Below are 16029 nucleotides of genomic sequence, written 5' to 3' on the forward strand. Positions count from 1 at the left end.
TGTTAGCCCTTCATCAACTGCGCCAGCAGCTCGTAGGAATGAATCCGGTCGGCATGCTCGTACAGGTCGCAGGTAAAGATCAGCTCATCGGCACCGGTCTGCTCAACCAGCACGTCCAGTTTTGCGCGGATCTTCGCCGGGCTGCCGACCATGGCCAGGCCGAGGAAGCTGCCGACCGCGTCTTTTTCATGGGGCAGCCACAGGCCGTCCATAGTCTTGACCGGCGGACGTTGCACCAGGCTTTGCCCGCGCATCAGCGCGAGGATGCGCTGGTACACCGAGGTAGCCAGGTAATCGGCCTGTTCGTCGGTATCGGCGGCCACCAGCGGGATGCCAAGCATCACGTAGGGCTTGTCCAATACGGCTGAAGGCTTGAAGTGATTGCGGTACACGCGAATAGCTTCATGCATCAGGCGCGGTGCGAAATGCGAGGCGAAGGCGTAGGGCAAACCGCGCTCACCGGCCAATTGCGCGCTGAACAAACTGGAGCCGAGCAACCACACGGGCACATTGGTTCCGGTGCCCGGCACGGCAATAACCCGTTGATCCGGCGTGCGTGGGCCCAGGTAAGCCATCAGCTCGGCCACATCATCAGGGAAGTCGTCGGCGCTGCCCGAGCGTTCGCGGCGCAGGGCGCGAGCGGTCATCTGATCAGAACCCGGCGCGCGGCCCAGGCCCAGGTCGATCCGGCCCGGGTACAGGCTTTCCAGGGTGCCGAACTGCTCAGCGATCACCAGCGGTGCATGGTTGGGCAGCATGACGCCGCCGGAGCCAACACGGATGGTCGAGGTGCCACCGGCCAGGTAGCCGAGCAATACCGAGGTGGCAGAGCTGGCGATGCCATCCATGTTGTGGTGTTCGGCCACCCAGAAACGGTTGTAGCCAAACTTTTCCACGTGCTGGGCCAAGTCCAGGGAATTGCGCAACGACTGCGCCGGGCTGCCATTGGCGCGCACGGGCACCAGGTCCAGGGTCGAGAATTTCACGTCGGACAGCGATTTCATAAGCCTGCTTCTCCAATAGGTGCGCAGGCTTATAGACGAACCAAAACCTGCCGCTTCATGTGCATGTTCTATGCAATGAGGGCATATACCCGAGATTCAATAGCAGCTAGGGAAATTTCCTACTGGAACGCTAGGTTTCTCCGACAAGATGAACTTTGCCAGAGCTTCTATCCTCAGAACCTTACTGAAGCAAAACCACCGTTCGAGGAGACCGCTATGAGTATCGTTAAAAAAGCATCCGCGCATTGGGAAGGTGATCTGAAGACAGGCCTGGGTTCCATTTCCACTGAAACCGGCGTACTGCGCGAAGCGCCCTACGGCTTCAAGGCCCGTTTCGAAGGCGGCAAGGGCACAAACCCTGAGGAGCTGATTGGTGCGGCGCACGCCGGCTGCTTCTCCATGGCGTTTTCGATGATTCTGGGCGACGCCGGCCTCAAGGCTGACAGCATCGACACCCAGGCTGAAGTGACGCTGGACCAAGTGGACGGCGGCTTCGCAATTACTGCTGTGCATTTGGTATTGAAAGCCAAGATCCCGGGCGCAAGCCAGGCGCAGTTCGACGAACTGAGCAAAAAGGCTAAGGAAGGCTGCCCGGTGTCCAAAGTGCTGAACGCCAAGATCAGCCTGGATGCCACGCTCGTCAGCTAATGCGGTCTGCGTAACCGCGTAGATCCAGTGTGGGAGTGGGTTTGTGTAGGAGCCGGGCTTGCCCGCGATAGGCACACCTCGGTTTTGCAGTTGCACCGAGGCGCTGCCATCGCAGGCGAGCCAGCTCCCACACACGTCCGCTCCCACATTTAGTTCTGCTTTAAATCAGAACTCGTGTTTCCCCTATGTGGTCCTATAGCCTATGCAGCTAGGCGCACACTCGTGCGCATGCATTCAGGGAGCTTCACACATGAAACGTTTTGCCTTGGCGATCATCTGCGGTGTTTTGGCCACTTCGGCCGTGGCCGCTCCAAAAGATTGTGAAGAGCTTAGAAAAGAGATCGAGGTCAAGATCCAGGCTAACGCCGTGCCGTCCTACACCTTGGAAATCGTCAGCAAGGAAGAAGCCGACAAGCATGACAGCGCCATGGTCGTCGGCAGCTGTGAAAACGGCACCAAAGCCATCGTTTATCAGAAGAACAACGACTGATCAGATGCAGTTCACGCTGCGCTCCTGCGCCAGCAACTGACGCGCTGAGTTATACAGCCGAATGTTGGGCGTGAAGGCCAGCGAGCGCCCTTCCAGCACATAGCGCTGGCCTGCCTGGAAATTGTCGTACTGCAAGGTCATGAAACAGGTGCGGTCGTGCGTCTGGTCCAGCCCGCCAAAGCCTGTACCTGTGTTCACCTCGAAATCAAAGCGCACCATCAGCTCGTGGCTGCCGGGTGGCACTTGGAAAAAACGCCCGTCATTCAGATTCTTGCCATCCAGGCGCTGGGCCATCACCAGTTTGGCGCCGGGTGTCGGGGTGGCGAAGTCGACCCAGGCCTGATGCGGATCCACCGGGGGAATCGGCGTAGAAGCACAGGCGCTGAGAAACAGAACGGTCACGGGTAGCAGGAGCTGGCGCATGGCAGGCACTCAACGGTAGGAAGGAATTGAGCCCGGCGCCGATGGCAGCAGACTCCTCATGAGTATAAACACGCCAGGCCATGGAAAAATTCCGTGCAGGCAGGATAGGCTGGCGAGCAAATTACCCAGGAGCAGTCGGAGCATGTTGAGGCGTTTTCTTCCAGGGTTAATGGTGGTGGTGCTCAGCGGCTGCTCAAGTGTCAGTTATTACAGCCAGCTCGCCAGCGGCCAATGGCAATTGCTGCGGGCCCGTGAGCCGGTTGCCGAGGTGATTGCCGACCCTTCTCGCCCACAGGTATTGCGTGAGCACTTGGTGCAGTCGCAAAAAGCCCGCACGTTCGCCAGTGAGCATCTGCACTTGCCCGACAACCAGAGTTACAGGTTGTACGCGGACATTGGCCGGCCATACGTAGTCTGGAATGTATTCGCCACGACGGAATTTTCCCTCTCTCCCGAAACCCATTGCTTCCCGATTGCCGGATGCGTCGCCTATCGCGGTTATTACAACCAGGGCGCGGCGCGCGGTGAGGCGGCGTTGCTGCAGCAACAAGGCATGGACGTGTCGATTGGTGGCGTCGAAGCCTACTCCACGTTGGGGTGGTTCAACGACCCGATCATGAATTCGATGATGAACTGGGGCGATGAGCGCCTGGCCACACTGATTTTTCATGAGCTGGCGCACCAGCGTTTCTATGTGAAGGACGACACCGAGTTCAACGAGTCGTATGCCAACTTCGTCGAGCAGGAAGGCACTCGTCAATGGCGTGCGGCGCGGGGCTTGGCGCCTCTGAGCGATGCGGCGTTGCAGCAGCGTGATCAATTTATCCGACTGGTGCTGGATACCCGTAAACGCCTGGAAAAGCTTTACGCACAGCCCTTGGCAGTTGATGTGATGCGCCAGGCCAAGGCGGCGGAATTCGAGCGTTTGCGCAGCGATTACCGGCAAATGCGCGATAGCCAGTGGGGAGGTGATAAACGTTACGACGTGTGGATCAACCAGCCGATGAACAACGCGCGGTTGCTGCCGTTTGGGCTATATGACCAATGGGTGCCGGCGTTTGCGGCGTTGTTTGCGCAGGAAGGTGGGGATTGGGTGAAGTTCTTTGCGGCGGTGGAGAAGATGGGTGGCTTGCCGGTGGAGCAGCGTAAGGCGGCGCTGCGGCAGTTGGAGGGTGGTGGCCACTAGGGCCTCATCGCAGGCAAGCCAGCTCCCACATTCGACCGCATTCTCATGTTGAAACTCGGTCAAGTGTGGGAGCGGGCTTGCTCGCGAAAGCGGTATCAAGCGCGCTGCAAAAACGCCTGATGCATCTCATCCAGCGTCTCAAAATGCCAGGTCGGCGCCTCGGCATTCAACTCTTCAAAACTGCCAAACCCATACCCCACCGCCGCTGAATCCAGCCCATTGCTGCGCGCGCCGATCAGGTCATGCTTGCGGTCCCCGATCATCAACGTGGTCGCCGGGTCCAGGCCCTCTTCACTCATCAAGTGCGCAATCAACTCAACCTTGTTGGTGCGCGTGCCGTCCAGTTCGCTGCCGTAGATCACCTTGAAGTGCTTGGCAAAATCAAAGTGCCGGGCAATCTCGCGGGCGAATACCCACGGCTTGGACGTGGCCACATACAGCTGGCGGCCTTGGCCATTCAGTTCCTCAAGCAACGGCATGACGCCGTCGAATACACGGTTTTCATACAGGCCGGTGACCTTGAAGCGCTCGCGATAGAAATTCACCGCCTCCCAGGCCTTGGCCTCATCGAAGCCATAGAACTGCATAAAGGCTTGCAGCAATGGCGGGCCGATAAAGTGTTCCAGCTTGGTCAAGTCGGGTTCATCAATGCCGAGTTTGCCGAGGGCGTACTGGATCGAACGGGTGATGCCCTCGCGCGGGTCGGTCAGGGTGCCGTCCAGGTCGAACAGCACGGTGGAGTAGTTCAGGGTCATCGGTCGAATCCTTGCGCCAGGTGCAGGTCTTTGAGCTTCACGTAGTTCGCGGCGCTGTAGGTGAAAAAGGCACGCTCTTTGTCAGTCAATGGGCGGATCTGTTTAACCGGGCTGCCCACGTACAAAAAACCGCTCTCCAGTTTCTTGCCCGGCGGCACCAGGCTGCCAGCGCCGATGATCACGTCGTCCTCCACCACGGCGCCGTCCATCACGATGCTGCCCATGCCGATCAGGATGCGGTTGCCCACCGTGCAGCCATGCAGCATGACCTTGTGGGCGATGGTTACGTCATCGCCGATCAGCAGCGGGAAGCCGTCCGGGTTGAACGGCCCGGCATGGGTGATGTGCAACACGCAGCCGTCCTGCACGCTGGTGCGCGCACCGATGCGGATGCGGTGCATGTCGCCGCGAATCACCGTCAGCGGCCAAACCGAGCTGTCGGCGCCGATTTCGACATCGCCGATCACCACCGCCGAAATATCGACAAAAGCCCCGGCGCCCAGGGTTGGCGTGTGGTTCTGATAGGTGCGAAGGGTCACGATAGCCTCTCTCTCTTCTGCTGATAGCTGCGGTGGGTGTTGATTGTAATTAAGATGGCCCCATCTTTGTTCTTACAAGTTTCTTCAGCCAAGGTGCCCACCGTGAGCGCGAACAACCCTCTTCTGCAGTCCTACGACCTGCCGCCGTTCTCGGCGATCCGTGCCGAGCACGTGCAACCGGCCATCGAACAGATCCTCGCCGACAACCGTGTTGCCATCGAAGGCATCCTGCAAAGCCAGGGTAAAAATCCTACATGGGCCGGCCTGGTGCTGGCGATGGATGAACTGAATGATCGCCTGGGCGCCGCCTGGAGCCCGGTCAGCCACCTCAATGCCGTATGCAACAGCGCTGAACTGCGCGAGGCCTACGAGGCTTGCCTGCCGGCATTGAGCGCCTACTCCACCGAAATGGGCCAGAACCGTGCACTGTTCCAGGCCTTCGAAGCCTTGGCCAACAGCCCCGAAGCTGCCGGTTTCGACGTGGCGCAAAAGACTATCCTTGAGCACTCGCTGCGCGACTTTCGCCTGTCGGGTATCGATTTGCCGCCTGAGCAGCAAAAGCGCTACGCCGAAGTGCAGAGCAAGCTCTCCGAGCTGGGCAGCAAATTTTCCAACCAACTGTTGGATGCCACCCAGGCCTGGACCAAGCACGTTACCGATGAAGCCACCCTCGCCGGTCTGACCGATTCGGCCAAGGCGCAAATGGCCGCCGCCGCCCAGGCCAAAGGCCTCGATGGCTGGCTGATCACCCTGGAATTCCCCAGCTACTACGCGGTGATGACCTACGCCCACGACCGCGCCCTGCGCGAAGAGGTCTACGCGGCCTACTGCACCCGCGCGTCGGACCAAGGCCCGAATGCCGGTAAGAATGATAACGGCCCGGTGATGGAACAGATCCTCGACCTGCGTCAGGAGCTGGCCCAACTGCTGGGCTATGCGTCGTTCTCCGAGCTGAGCCTGGCCACCAAAATGGCCGAGTCCAGCGACCAGGTGCTGAGCTTCCTGCGCGACCTGGCCAAGCGCAGCAAGCCGTTTGCCGCCCAGGACCTGCAACAGCTCAAGGCATATGCCGCCGAACAAGGTTGTGCGGATCTGCAAAGCTGGGACAGTGGTTTCTACGGCGAAAAACTCCGCGAGCAGCGCTACAGCGTGTCCCAGGAAGCCCTGCGCGCCTACTTCCCGATCGACAAAGTATTGGGCGGCCTGTTTGCCATCGTCCAGCGCCTGTACGGCATCGAGATCGCCGAGCAAAAAGGTTTCGACACTTGGCACCCGGACGTTCGCCTGTTCGAAATCAAGGAAAACGGCCAGCACGTCGGCCGCTTCTTCTTCGACCTGTACGCCCGCGCCAACAAGCGTGGCGGCGCCTGGATGGACGGCGCGCGTGACCGTCGCCGCACGGTTGACGGCGTGCTGCAAAGCCCGGTGGCTAACCTGGTGTGCAACTTCACCCCGGCCGACAGCGGCAAGCCTGCCCTGCTGACCCACGATGAAGTGACCACGCTGTTCCACGAATTCGGCCACGGCCTGCATCACCTGCTGACCCGTGTCGAACACGCCGGCGTCTCCGGCATCAACGGCGTGGCCTGGGATGCGGTGGAATTGCCGAGCCAGTTCATGGAGAACTGGTGCTGGGAGCCGGAAGGCCTGGCACTGATCTCCGGTCACTATGAAACCGGCGAGCCGCTGCCCCAGGACCTGCTGGAAAAAATGCTCGCGGCGAAGAACTTCCAGTCCGGCCTGATGATGGTGCGCCAGCTTGAGTTCTCGCTGTTCGACTTCGAACTGCATGCCACCCACGGCGATGGCCGCAGCGTTGCGCAAGTGCTTGAAGGCGTGCGCGATGAGGTCTCGGTGATGCGCCCACCGGCGTACAACCGCTTCCCTAACAGCTTCGCGCACATCTTTGCCGGCGGGTACGCGGCGGGTTACTACAGCTACAAGTGGGCGGAAGTGCTGTCGGCGGATGCCTTCTCCAAGTTTGAAGAAGACGGCGTGCTGAACGCCGAGACCGGCCGCGCCTTCCGCGAAGCCATCCTGGCGCGCGGCGGTTCGCAGGCACCGATGGTGCTGTTCGTCGATTTCCGCGGACGTGCGCCGTCGATTGACGCACTCTTGCGCCACAGCGGCCTGAGTGAGGACGCGGCAGCATGAGCGAAGGGCCTGTGATTACCAAAAAGCAATTTATCGCCGGGGCGGTCTGCCCGGCGTGCAGCGAGCCGGACAAGTTGAAGATGTGGACTGAAGACAACGTGCCGCACCGCGAATGTGTGGCTTGCGGTTATACCGACACGTTGAATGACCAAGGTCTGTCGGTGCCCAAGGAGTTGGGCACGCGGGTTAATACATCGGCATTGAAAGCGCCGGACCCGAAGGTGCAGGCCGTGCAGTTTTTTCCCAATCCGAAGCTGAAAAAAGACTGACGCCCATCAGGGTGTCAGCACCAGTTCAGCGTCTTTTTTGGTGTCGACACGGCTGCTATTGGCCGTGTTGAGCCAACTGTTCATCGAGCACAGGGCAAACGCACTGGTGCTGCAATCGCCATTCGCCAAGGCCGTACGCAACTTGTCGACATCGGCTTTCATCATGTAGCGAACGCTGTCCCTGAAACCGTTGCTGGTACCAAAACCGCCCAGTGTCATTTCGTTCAGCGCATCTTCCTTGCTCCAGCCCTGGATCACCACGCGGTACATCGCCGCCATCAAACCTGTGCGGTCCGAGCCGTGTTTGCAGTGCATCAGCACCGGGCCTTTGGTTTCTGCATCCTGGATGGCCCTTAACGCCGCGAGTACGTCCGAATCGTCGACGTGATTGGTGCGATAAGTCAGCTGCACCTGTTTGATATCAGATGTCTTGAGCCACGTTGCATCAGATTCCGGCAGAAAGTTGATCACCGTGGCGATCTTCAGATCTTCCAATACGGGGAGCGCATTGCCGTTGGGCAGCGCGCTGCGATACAGCGTGGGCGTCATTTGGTGCAGATTGAACTGGTCCCCCACAGGCTGGGCCCATTCCGGTGAGCGTAGGGAGGAGGCGCCGTCCGCCTGGGCGTGCGCGGTGGCGAACAGGGCCAGAAGCGCCATGCCGAGGGCAGGCAGCAATCGAATCTCGAACATGCGCGTTGTAACCGAATAGGGAAATGGCTGATGGGCCAAAGATTCGCCTACGCGGGGTCAATGCGGCGTGAGGTACTCGTCAAAGAATCGTGAATACCGACCTGATCTGCTGTTTTTCTCGCTGAACCGATTTTCTCAATTCTTAGCCTGCTATCATTTGTAACTATTGTTTGCCACTGTGTTCTATCCCTTTGGATCCAATTTCCTGGCAAGCCTTCACGCTGCTCCCAGAAGCGGCTGATAAACCCGTGACCACATGATGAGGTGCACCTATGTCTGATCAAGATCAAGACAATCCCCGGCGTGATTTTTTGCGCAAATCCTTGACCTTGATCCCGGTGGTCACGGTTGCCAGCACCGGCTTTGGTGGCTCGATGCTGATGGCCACGCCGGAACCGGTGCAGGCTGCCGAGGCTAAGCCGCCGGTCAGCGACAAAGCCTACGAACCGAGCTATTTCACGGCTGAAGAGTGGGCGTTTCTCAACGCCGCCGTCGCGCGTTTGATTCCTGCTGATGCCCAGGGCCCTGGCGCCCTGGAGGCCGGTGCGCCGGAATACATCGACCGCCAGATGAACACGCCTTACGCCGCGGGCGCGCTGTGGTTCATGCAGGGCCCGTTCAACGCCGATGCGGCCTCGGAGATGGGCTGGCAGAGCAAGCTGGTGCCCAAGGACATTTACCGCCTGGGCATTGCAGCGACGGATGCGTGGTCGAAGGCGTTCAACGGCAAGGCCTTTGCCGCGCAAGACAGCGCTACCCAGGACGATATGCTGCGTCGCCTTGAAGCCGGCGGCAGCGAAGTGACTGCGCACTTTGAGACGGTGCCCGCAAAGATGTTCTTCAACCTGCTGCTGCAAAACACCAAGGAAGGGTTCTTCTGCGACCCGATCCACGGCGGCAACAAAGGCATGGTCGGCTGGACCATGATCGGCTTTCCCGGCGCCCGCGCCGACTTTATGGACTGGGTTGAACGCAACGAGCAATACCCCTTCCCGGCTGTTTCCATTCGCGGCGAGAGGGCATAAACGTGGCGACCATCATGAAGAAAGTGGACGCGGTGATCGTGGGCTTCGGCTGGACCGGCGCGATCATGGCCAAGGAACTCACGGAAGCTGGCCTCAACGTGGTAGCGCTGGAGCGCGGCCCGATGCAGGACACCTACCCGGACGGCAACTATCCGCAGGTCATCGACGAATTGACCTACAGCGTGCGTAAAAAACTCTTTCAGGACATCTCCAAAGAAACGGTGACCATTCGCCATAGCGTGAATGACGTCGCCCTGCCCAACCGCCAGCTGGGTGCGTTTCTGCCGGGCAATGGCGTGGGCGGCGCGGGCCTGCACTGGTCGGGCGTGCACTTTCGTGTGGACCCTATCGAGTTGCGCATGCGCAGCCACTACGAAGAGCGCTACGGCAAAAACTTCATTCCCAAGGACATGACCATCCAGGACTTCGGCGTCAGCTACGAAGAGCTGGAACCGTTTTTCGACTACGCGGAAAAAGTCTTCGGCACCTCCGGCCAGGCCTGGACCGTAAAAGGTCAGGTAGTGGGCGAAGGCCGTGGTGGCAACCCGTATGCGCCGGATCGCTCCAACCCGTTCCCGTTGGAGTCGCAGAAAAACACCGTCTCCGCACAGCTGTTTCAGAAAGCGGCCGCCGAGGTTGGTTACAAACCCTACAACCTGCCGTCGGCCAATACGTCGGGGCCGTACACCAACCCCTACGGCGCACAGATGGGCCCGTGCAACTTCTGCGGTTTCTGCAGCGGCTACGTGTGCTACATGTACTCCAAGGCCTCGCCGAATGTGAACATCCTGCCGGCGCTGCGTCAGGTACCGAACTTTGAGCTGCGGGCCAATTCCCACGTGCTCAAGGTCAACCTGGACAGCACCAAGAGCAAGGCCACCGGCGTGACCTATATCGACGCCCAGGGTCGCGAATGCGAGCAGCCGGCTGACCTGGTGATCATCGGCTCTTTCCAGTTCAACAATGTGCGCCTCATGTTGCTCTCGGGTATCGGCAAACCCTACGACCCGATTACCAATGAGGGCGTGGTGGGCCGCAACTTCGCCTACCAGAACATGGGTACCATCAAAGCCTTCTTCGACAAGGACACCCACACCAATAACTTCATCGGTGCGGGCGGCAATGGCGTGGCCATTGATGATTTCAACGCGGATAACTTCGACCACGGGCCACACGGGTTCGTCGGCGGTTCGCCGATGTGGGTCAACCAGGCCGGCAGCCGGCCGATTGCCGGTACGTCCAACCCGCCAGGCACGCCAGCGTGGGGCAGTGCCTGGAAGCGCGCGACCGCCGATTACTACACCCACCAGGTGTCGATGGACGCCCACGGTGCGCATCAATCCTACCGGGGCAACTACCTGGATCTGGACCCGGTGTACCGCGATGCCTACGGCCTGCCACTGCTGCGGATGACATTCGACTGGCAGGAAAACGACATCAAGATGAACCGCTTCATGATGGAGAAAATGGGCAAGGTCGCCGAAGCGATGAACCCCAAGGCCATTGCTGTGCTCGGCAAAAAGGTCGGTGAGCACTTCAACACTGCGGCCTACCAGACCACCCACCTCAACGGCGGCGCGATCATGGGCACCGACCCGAAAACCAGTGCGTTGAACCGCTACCTGCAGAGCTGGGACGTACACAACGTGTTTGTCCCAGGCGCGTCAGCTTTCCCACAGGGCTTGGGCTATAACCCTACCGGCCTGGTGGCGGCACTGACCTATTGGTCGGCGCGGGCGATCCGCGAGCAGTACCTGAAAAACCCCGGCCCACTGGTTCAGGCGTAAGGAGCGATGACCATGAAAGCACTTGTTATCGCCTCCCTGGCACTCTTGAGCAGCTGTTCGGTAAGCGCCGCTGAGACCGACCTGGTCAAGCAGGGCGAATACCTGGCCCGCGCCGGTGACTGCGTGGCCTGCCACACCGCCAAGGGTGGCAAACCCTTTGCCGGCGGGCTGCCGATGGAAACCCCGATCGGCGTGATCTACTCCACCAACATAACCCCGGACAAGACCGGCCTGGGCGACTACAGCTTCGAAGATTTCGACAAGGCCGTACGCCATGGCGTCGCCAAGAACGGTAGTACGCTTTACCCGGCGATGCCCTACCCGTCTTACGCGCGTGTCAGCGACAGCGACATGCAGGCGTTGTATGCCTACTTCATGAAGGGTGTAGAGCCGGTCGCCCAAGAGAACAAAGACAGCGATATTCCTTGGCCCTTGAGCATGCGCTGGCCGTTGGCGGCGTGGCGCTGGATGTTTGCGCCGGCCGTTGAGGAGCATCCGGCGCAACCGGCCGCCGACCCGGTGGTCAGCCGTGGCGCGTACCTGGTTGAAGGCTTGGGACATTGCGGCGCCTGCCATACGCCGCGCGCCCTGACCATGCAGGAAAAAGCCCTCAGCGCCACTGACGGCAACGCCTTCCTGTCGGGCAGCGCGCCGCTGGAAGGCTGGATCGCGAAAAGCCTGCGTGGCGATCACAAGGACGGCCTCGGCAGCTGGAGCGAGGACGAACTGGTGCAATTTCTCAAGACCGGCCGCAGTGATCGCAGCGCCGTGTTTGGCGGCATGAGCGATGTGGTGGTGCACAGCATGCAGTACATGTCGCAGGACGACCTGACCGCTATCGCCCGCTACCTCAAGAGCCTGCCGGCGGTGGATCCCAAGGATCAGCCGCATCAGTACGACAAACAGGTGGCCGAGGCGTTGTGGAAAGGTGACGACAGCAAGCCGGGCGCGTCGGTGTACATCGACAACTGCGCGGCGTGCCACCGTACCGACGGCCATGGCTATACGCGGGTGTTCCCGGCGCTGGCGGGTAACCCGGTGTTGCAGACGGCAGATGCCACGTCGCTGATCAACATTGTGTTGAATGGCGGCACCTTGCCGGCTACGCACACGGCACCGTCGACGTTCACCATGCCGGCGTTTGCCTGGCGGTTGTCGGACCAGGAAGTGGCGGATGTGGTCAGTTTCGTCCGCGGCAGCTGGGGCAACAAAGGCGCGCCGGTAAAAGCCAGCGACGTGGCGGACCTGCGCAAGAGCGATATGCGCACCACCTCGGGCGATGACTTGGGGCAAGTAACGCAAAAGCACTGACCGCCAGACGGCACTGGTCATAACCATCACGCCCCATTACTGTATATAAAAACAGTATTGGGGCGTTTTCATGTCTACACCTTTACCGCCCCGTGGCCGGGGCACGGCCACCAACCTGCACAATCGCTTTGCGCCTACGGTCAGTGTGGCCGAGGACGACGGCTGGTTTCAGGAGGTGCCGCCGACCCAGGGCACCGAAGTGCGTATCGAAACGGCCAAAAGCATCATCACCCGCAATAACTCGCCGGACCTGCCGTTCGATCGCTCGATCAACCCCTATCGCGGCTGCGAGCACGGTTGCATCTACTGCTACGCGCGGCCCAGTCACGCCTACTGGGACATGTCGCCGGGGCTGGATTTCGAAACCAAGCTGATCGCCAAGACCAATGCCGCCCAGGTGCTGGAACAACAGCTGTCGAAGCCGGGTTATGTGTGTGCGCCGATCAATCTGGGCTCCAATACCGACCCCTACCAGCCCATCGAGCGCGAGTACAGGATCACCCGGCAGACCCTCGAAGTGCTGCTGCGCTACCGCCACCCGGTGACCATCATCACCAAGGGCTCGCTGATTTTGCGTGACCTCGACCTGCTGACCGAGCTGGCCCGGCAGCGGCTGGTGGCAGTGATGATCAGCCTCACGAGCCTGGACGATGAGCTCAAGCGCATTCTGGAACCGCGCACGGCGGCGCCCAAGGCGCGGTTGCGGGCGATTCGGGTGATGCGCGAGGCCGGCATTCCGGTGGGCGTGTTGTGTTCACCGATGATTCCGATGATCAACGACAGCGAGCTGGAAAGCCTGCTGACCGAAGCCCACGCGGCGGGTGCCCAAAGTGCGGCCTACATGATGCTGCGCCTGCCGCTGGAGGTGGCACCGCTGTTCGAGGAGTGGCTGGCGGCGCATTACCCGCAGCGCGCGGCCCATGTGATGAGCCTGGTGCGCCAGGTGCGCGGCGGTGAGGTGTACGACAGCCGCTTCGGTGTGCGCATGCGGGGTGAGGGGCCGTTCGCCGATCTGCTGGCGCAGCGCTTCAGCAAGGCGATCAAGCGCCTGGGGCTTAATCGTCGGGAAGGGTTTAATCTGGATTGCACGGCGTTCTGCCCACCGGGCAGGCAGATGGCATTGTTGTAAACTGACCAAGAGGGGCGCGACATGCCTGTAGGAGTAGTCGCGTTTTGATATCACTGAAACCCGCGATCTAGAGCGGTTCATTCAGTTTGAGTTAAGTTTCGGCGGTTACCTTGTTCAGCGAGTGACTGGTGGGTCGGAACCTTGGTCTTCAGCGTTTTACAACTAATCCACTGGCCCAGCGTCGAAATGACCTGAACACTCTCCCTGCATTAATCAAGAGGATGAATCATGAGTGACAAGGATAAACAGCCGTTGGCTGCGTCGGCTTCAGCCCCTCAGGTGGCCGAGTCCGCCGATGCAGCGCTAAAGCACATCGTTGACGGCTTTTTGCATTTCCATCACGACGTCTTCCCCCAGCAGGAAGAACTTTTCAAAAAGCTCGCCACGGCCCAGAGCCCGCGGGCGATGTTTATCACTTGTGCCGATTCGCGGATCGTGCCCGAGCTGATCACCCAAAGCTCCCCTGGCGACCTGTTCGTCACGCGTAACGTCGGCAACGTGGTGCCACCCTACGGACAGATGAACGGCGGCGTTTCCACGGCCATCGAGTACGCGGTTCTCGCTCTGGGCGTGCAGCACATTATCGTGTGCGGGCATTCCGACTGCGGCGCCATGCGCGCGGTACTCAACCCCCAGAGCCTGGAAAAAATGCCGACAGTCCGGGCTTGGCTGCGTCATGCCGAGGTCGCCAAGTCGATGGTTGAGGACAACTGCGACTGCGCCAATGAAGGCGAAAGCATGAAGGTGCTGACCGAAGAAAACGTCATCGCCCAGTTGCAGCATTTGCGCACCCACCCTTCCGTGGCCTCACGCATGGCCAATGGTCATTTGTTTATCCATGGCTGGATCTACAACATCGAGACCAGCGAAATCCGAGCCTACGATGCAGATCAAGCGGCATTTCGACCGCTGAGCGGCGACGGACCAATCCCTTGCGCGACGCCTAAAGCGCGCTTCTAAAACACTTCCCTGCCGGGTAATGCGGTGGCTGCCATGGATGCAGCCAGGCATTGCCGCGCCCGGCGAATGCCTTGGGAGAGTCAATATGCGTGCTGCTCAATTGAAAGCTGTATTGCCTCGGGAGCTGCTCGCGTCCGTGGTTGTGTTTCTGGTCGCCCTGCCCTTGTGCATGGGCATCGCGATTGCGTCTGGCATGCCGCCGGCCAAAGGGCTGATCACCGGGATCATCGGTGGCCTGGTGGTGGGTTGGCTGGCTGGATCGCCGCTGCAGGTCAGCGGGCCCGCCGCAGGTTTGGCAGTGTTGGTGTTCGAACTGGTGCGCCAGCACGGCATGATGATGCTCGGCCCCATCCTGTTGCTGGCGGGGTTCCTGCAATTGGTGGCCGGGCGATTGCGTCTGGGCTGCTGGTTTCGCGTCACGGCGCCGGCGGTGGTGTACGGCATGCTGGCGGGGATCGGCGTGCTGATTGTGCTCTCGCAGGTCCATGTGATGCTCGACGGCGCGCCCAAGCCTTCCGGGCTGGATAACCTGGCGGGCTTCCCGGCCGCGGTGGTTGAGGCGATACCAACCCTGGGCGCAGGCCTTGGCTGGCAAGCGGGTTTGCTGGGGCTGTCGACGATGCTGGTGATGTACCTGTGGGATAAATTGCGCCCGCAAAAACTGCGGTTTGTGCCAGGCGCCTTGTTGGGCGTGGGCTTGGCGACGGTCACCAGCCTGGTGCTGGCGTTGCAGGTCAAGCGTGTGGAAGTCCCGGAAAACCTTGCCGATGCCATCGACTGGCTACGCCCCAGCGACTTGCTGAACCTGGCCGATCCGCAACTGTTGATCGCCGCGTTCGCCGTGGCCTTTATCGCCAGCGCCGAAACCCTGCTGTCGGCTGCTGCGGTTGACCGCATGCACAGCGGCCAGCGCTCGGATTTCGACAAGGAATTGTCCGCTCAAGGTGTAGGCAACATGCTTTGTGGCCTGGTCGGCGCGCTGCCGATGACCGGCGTAATCGTGCGCAGCTCGGCCAATGTGCAGGCCGGTGCGACCACGCGCTTGTCGGCGATGTTCCACGGTGTATGGCTGCTGGGGTTCGTGCTGCTGCTGTCGAGCGTGCTGCAAAGCATCCCGGTGGCGAGCCTGGCGGGCGTGCTGGTGTACACCGGGATCAAGCTGGTGGACGTGAAAGCATTTCGCGCATTGGGCCGATACGGGCGGATGCCGATGTTCACCTATGCCGCGACGGCGCTGGCGATCATCTTTACCGACTTGCTGACCGGTGTGCTGGTGGGCTTCGGGCTGACGTTGGTCAAGTTGGCCTTCAAGGCGTCGCGACTGAAAATCAGCCTGATCGACCTGCCCCAGGACGGTGAGATGGAGTTGCGCCTGACCGGTGCGGCGACCTTCCTGAAAGTGCCGGCACTGACCCAAGTGCTGTCGACGGTGCCCGCAGGGACCACGTTGCATGTGCCGCTGAGCAACTTGAGTTACATCGACCATTCCTGCCTGGAGTTGCTGGAGGAATGGGGCCGGGCCAATGCGGCCAAGGGCTCGCAACTGGTGATCGAGGCGCGTGGGTTGAAGCGCCGGCTGGAAGGCCGGGTGCGCACGACGGTGGGGATAGGTTCGGCGCCGTCCACTAGCTGACGGAACCCAATCAAAAATGTGGG

The 16029-nt window shown here is 60.6% G+C and carries 16 protein-coding genes; 11 read left to right on the forward strand and 5 right to left on the reverse strand.

Annotation, left to right across the window (positions count from 1 at the left end; translation table 11 throughout):
- Positions 1 to 2 precede the first annotated feature (2 nt).
- The gene (locus tag NTD89_RS07155; RefSeq protein ID WP_106576004.1) at positions 3 to 1004 is read right to left on the reverse strand and encodes an LLM class flavin-dependent oxidoreductase; all 1002 of its coding nucleotides are present in this window, start codon (positions 1002 to 1004) and stop codon (positions 3 to 5) included.
- Positions 1005 to 1220: 216 nt separating this feature from the next.
- Between NTD89_RS07155 and NTD89_RS07160 the strand changes: the two genes are divergently transcribed.
- Both NTD89_RS07160 and NTD89_RS07165 read left to right on the forward strand, forming a co-directional pair.
- Positions 1221 to 1652, forward strand: a complete 432-nt coding sequence (locus NTD89_RS07160; protein WP_027608131.1) for an OsmC family protein — start codon at positions 1221 to 1223, stop codon at positions 1650 to 1652.
- A 250-nt stretch (positions 1653 to 1902) separates the two neighbouring features.
- Positions 1903 to 2142 (forward strand): DUF1161 domain-containing protein, encoded by a 240-nt coding sequence (locus NTD89_RS07165; RefSeq protein WP_010207769.1) that lies wholly within the window; start codon positions 1903 to 1905, stop codon positions 2140 to 2142.
- On the opposite strand, the gene NTD89_RS07170 is transcribed toward NTD89_RS07165, so the two are convergent.
- The gene (locus tag NTD89_RS07170) at positions 2143 to 2565 is read right to left on the reverse strand and encodes a hypothetical protein (protein WP_106576005.1); all 423 of its coding nucleotides are present in this window, start codon (positions 2563 to 2565) and stop codon (positions 2143 to 2145) included.
- 142 nt (positions 2566 to 2707) lie between these two features.
- Between NTD89_RS07170 and NTD89_RS07175 the strand changes: the two genes are divergently transcribed.
- Complete coding sequence (locus NTD89_RS07175) at positions 2708 to 3751, forward strand: aminopeptidase (RefSeq protein ID WP_262206848.1); 1044 nt, start codon at positions 2708 to 2710, stop codon at positions 3749 to 3751.
- Positions 3752 to 3846: 95 nt separating this feature from the next.
- Here the strand turns inward: NTD89_RS07175 and NTD89_RS07180 are convergent, their stop codons facing one another.
- Both NTD89_RS07180 and NTD89_RS07185 read right to left on the reverse strand, forming a co-directional pair.
- Positions 3847 to 4506, reverse strand: a complete 660-nt coding sequence (locus NTD89_RS07180) for an HAD family hydrolase (protein WP_262206849.1) — start codon at positions 4504 to 4506, stop codon at positions 3847 to 3849.
- Positions 4503 to 5045, reverse strand: a complete 543-nt coding sequence (locus tag NTD89_RS07185) for a gamma carbonic anhydrase family protein (protein WP_145158480.1) — start codon at positions 5043 to 5045, stop codon at positions 4503 to 4505. Before NTD89_RS07185 ends, NTD89_RS07180 begins: the two co-directional genes overlap by 4 nt.
- A 54-nt stretch (positions 5046 to 5099) precedes the next feature.
- Between NTD89_RS07185 and prlC the strand changes: the two genes are divergently transcribed.
- Entirely contained in the window at positions 5100 to 7199 is a 2100-nt protein-coding gene (gene prlC / locus NTD89_RS07190; protein ID WP_262206850.1) for an oligopeptidase A, read from the forward strand.
- A complete protein-coding gene (locus tag NTD89_RS07195; RefSeq protein ID WP_065902760.1) occupies positions 7196 to 7468 on the forward strand; it encodes a YheV family putative zinc ribbon protein in 273 nt (90 codons plus the stop codon). The genes prlC and NTD89_RS07195 overlap by 4 nt, the downstream gene beginning before the upstream one ends.
- A gap of 6 nt (positions 7469 to 7474) precedes the next feature.
- On the opposite strand, the gene NTD89_RS07200 is transcribed toward NTD89_RS07195, so the two are convergent.
- Positions 7475 to 8161, reverse strand: coding sequence for a dual specificity protein phosphatase family protein (locus NTD89_RS07200; protein WP_262206851.1), 687 nt, complete (start codon positions 8159 to 8161; stop codon positions 7475 to 7477).
- Positions 8162 to 8433: 272 nt separating this feature from the next.
- Here NTD89_RS07200 and NTD89_RS07205 point away from each other — a divergent pair, with 272 nt between their 5' ends.
- From NTD89_RS07205 to NTD89_RS07230, 6 genes are all read left to right on the forward strand, one after another.
- The gene (locus tag NTD89_RS07205; protein ID WP_262206852.1) at positions 8434 to 9186 is read left to right on the forward strand and encodes a gluconate 2-dehydrogenase subunit 3 family protein; all 753 of its coding nucleotides are present in this window, start codon (positions 8434 to 8436) and stop codon (positions 9184 to 9186) included.
- A gap of 2 nt (positions 9187 to 9188) precedes the next feature.
- Positions 9189 to 10973 carry a GMC family oxidoreductase gene (locus tag NTD89_RS07210; protein WP_145158488.1) on the forward strand — a complete coding sequence of 595 codons (1785 nt, stop codon included), beginning with the start codon at positions 9189 to 9191 and terminating at the stop codon, positions 10971 to 10973.
- A gap of 12 nt (positions 10974 to 10985) precedes the next feature.
- Positions 10986 to 12284: a cytochrome c gene (locus NTD89_RS07215; protein WP_145158490.1), complete on the forward strand. Its 1299-nt coding sequence runs from the start codon at positions 10986 to 10988 to the stop codon at positions 12282 to 12284.
- Between the two features lie 70 nt (positions 12285 to 12354).
- Complete coding sequence (locus NTD89_RS07220) at positions 12355 to 13413, forward strand: PA0069 family radical SAM protein (RefSeq protein WP_178119645.1); 1059 nt, start codon at positions 12355 to 12357, stop codon at positions 13411 to 13413.
- Between the two features lie 228 nt (positions 13414 to 13641).
- Positions 13642 to 14373 (forward strand): carbonic anhydrase, encoded by a 732-nt coding sequence (locus NTD89_RS07225; RefSeq protein ID WP_106576015.1) that lies wholly within the window; start codon positions 13642 to 13644, stop codon positions 14371 to 14373.
- A gap of 85 nt (positions 14374 to 14458) precedes the next feature.
- Positions 14459 to 16006 carry a SulP family inorganic anion transporter gene (locus NTD89_RS07230; protein ID WP_262206854.1) on the forward strand — a complete coding sequence of 516 codons (1548 nt, stop codon included), beginning with the start codon at positions 14459 to 14461 and terminating at the stop codon, positions 16004 to 16006.
- Positions 16007 to 16029 lie beyond the last annotated feature (23 nt).

This window comes from Pseudomonas sp. 14P_5.3_Bac1 (assembly GCF_025466135.1).
GTDB lineage: Bacteria > Pseudomonadota > Gammaproteobacteria > Pseudomonadales > Pseudomonadaceae > Aquipseudomonas.

Coding starts and splice junctions, on each gene's coding strand:
- NTD89_RS07170 (WP_106576005.1), bottom strand. CDS start 2,565: ATGCGCCAGCTCCTGCTACCCGTGACCGTTCTGTTTCTCAGCGCCTGT.
- NTD89_RS07180 (WP_262206849.1), bottom strand. CDS start 4,506: ATGACCCTGAACTACTCCACCGTGCTGTTCGACCTGGACGGCACCCTG.
- prlC (WP_262206850.1), top strand. CDS start 5,100: ATGGCCCCATCTTTGTTCTTACAAGTTTCTTCAGCCAAGGTGCCCACC.
- NTD89_RS07205 (WP_262206852.1), top strand. CDS start 8,434: ATGTCTGATCAAGATCAAGACAATCCCCGGCGTGATTTTTTGCGCAAA.
- NTD89_RS07195 (WP_065902760.1), top strand. CDS start 7,196: ATGAGCGAAGGGCCTGTGATTACCAAAAAGCAATTTATCGCCGGGGCG.
- NTD89_RS07230 (WP_262206854.1), top strand. CDS start 14,459: ATGCGTGCTGCTCAATTGAAAGCTGTATTGCCTCGGGAGCTGCTCGCG.
- NTD89_RS07225 (WP_106576015.1), top strand. CDS start 13,642: ATGAGTGACAAGGATAAACAGCCGTTGGCTGCGTCGGCTTCAGCCCCT.
- NTD89_RS07175 (WP_262206848.1), top strand. CDS start 2,708: ATGTTGAGGCGTTTTCTTCCAGGGTTAATGGTGGTGGTGCTCAGCGGC.
- NTD89_RS07160 (WP_027608131.1), top strand. CDS start 1,221: ATGAGTATCGTTAAAAAAGCATCCGCGCATTGGGAAGGTGATCTGAAG.
- NTD89_RS07165 (WP_010207769.1), top strand. CDS start 1,903: ATGAAACGTTTTGCCTTGGCGATCATCTGCGGTGTTTTGGCCACTTCG.
- NTD89_RS07200 (WP_262206851.1), bottom strand. CDS start 8,161: ATGTTCGAGATTCGATTGCTGCCTGCCCTCGGCATGGCGCTTCTGGCC.
- NTD89_RS07155 (WP_106576004.1), bottom strand. CDS start 1,004: ATGAAATCGCTGTCCGACGTGAAATTCTCGACCCTGGACCTGGTGCCC.
- NTD89_RS07215 (WP_145158490.1), top strand. CDS start 10,986: ATGAAAGCACTTGTTATCGCCTCCCTGGCACTCTTGAGCAGCTGTTCG.
- NTD89_RS07220 (WP_178119645.1), top strand. CDS start 12,355: ATGTCTACACCTTTACCGCCCCGTGGCCGGGGCACGGCCACCAACCTG.